Source organism: Anoxybacteroides tepidamans (assembly GCF_014201465.1).
Classification (GTDB): Bacteria; Bacillota; Bacilli; order Bacillales; family Anoxybacillaceae; genus Anoxybacteroides; species Anoxybacteroides tepidamans.
On the sequence record NZ_JACHEP010000050.1, the window covers coordinates 1 to 1,384 of the forward strand.

Genomic DNA, 1,384 nt, shown 5'->3' on the forward strand with positions numbered 1-1,384 from the left:
AAGAAGAAATCATGCAGAAAAAGGTATTAAGATGGTCACCTGTAGCGAATACGATCCGCAACAATGTCAATTTAGTAGCTGAACTGAATCCGTCTAAAAATGATTAAAATGTATTTTTTACCAAAACGGAAAGGGGGGTATTGATGGCTATCGGTATTAATGCTCGGCAATTAAAAGAAAAAATGGATTCAGAAAAAGGTGTACTTATTTTAGATTTACGATCATCCGTGGCCTATAATAAATGGCATATTGAAGGAAAACAGACAGAATCTATAAATATGCAGTTTCTCAAAATTAAGGAACTTGGCTCAGCTATAAACAAAATAATTCCACTCAACAAAAAAATAGTGACTGTTTGTGAGAAAGGGGTTCTAGCAAAAAAAGCGGCTAATATTCTTGAAGAGTTTGGATATGATGTCACTTACTTATCGGGTGGTATGGAGGAATGGTCTGAATTTTATGAAGTCATTCCTGTGTATGATAGTGATTTAATGAAACTTTATCAAATTATTCGTCCAGCCAAAGGGTGTCTCTCCTATTTCATTGCAGCTGGTGATGAAGCGGTAATCGTAGATCCGAGTCGACATACTGATATTTATCAAGAGTTAGCTAATAAATTGAATGTTTCTATTCGGCATGTCATAGATACCCATTTGCACGCCGATCATATTTCTGGTGGGAAAATTTTGGCAGATAGGACCGGTGCGAAGTACTGGATTGCTGAAGAGGAAATGTTAGATTCTTCTATAAAGGAATATACACCACTTCCAGATAAAAAGAATTTTCGTTTAGGGTATAGTAGCCTAGAGTTAATTAGTATTAAAACGCCAGGACATACGATTGCAAGTACGTGCCTGCTTTTAGATAATAAATATTTATTATCCGGTGATACTTTGTTTGTTAATGGAGTAGGGCGCCCTGATTTAAAGGGACGTGCAAGGGAGATGTCAGAAATCCTTTTTAAGACAGTGACAAATATTTTAAATTCGTTAAAAGATGATTTGATTATTCTACCTGGGCATTTTTCCCATCCGTCTGAAATAAATGAACAAGGCTTTATCGGTGCATCCTTTGCTAATGTTAAAAAGCAAACAGAATTACTGTCTATACAAGACAAAGAAGAATTTATATCTGCTATTCTCGAACGCTTAGGTGAAACGCCACCTAATTTTGAGAGGATTATTCAAATAAACCAAGGAAAATATGAGGCTGTTCCTAGTGAGCAGTCCGAGCTTGAAATTGGCCCTAATTTATGTGCTGTTCAAAATCGTTAATAAAAATTAAATTTAGGAGGAAGATAGCATGGAAAAAATGACAAAAGTATTAGAACAAATTGATGTGGAAGGATTAAAAGATTTGGTGAAAAAGGCGGAAACAACACCGG

1 protein-coding gene is annotated in these 1,384 nt (G+C 35.5%); it reads left to right on the top strand.

The genetic code is table 11. The features are described 5' to 3' along the window. Positions 1–143: 143 nt before the first annotated feature. On the top strand, positions 144–1,274 hold the full coding sequence (locus HNQ34_RS17235) for an MBL fold metallo-hydrolase (RefSeq protein WP_183256537.1): 1,131 nt from the start codon (positions 144–146) through the stop codon (positions 1,272–1,274). The last annotated feature ends 110 nt before the right edge of the window (positions 1,275–1,384 follow it).

Coding starts and splice junctions, on each gene's coding strand:
- HNQ34_RS17235 (WP_183256537.1), top strand. CDS start 144: ATGGCTATCGGTATTAATGCTCGGCAATTAAAAGAAAAAATGGATTCA.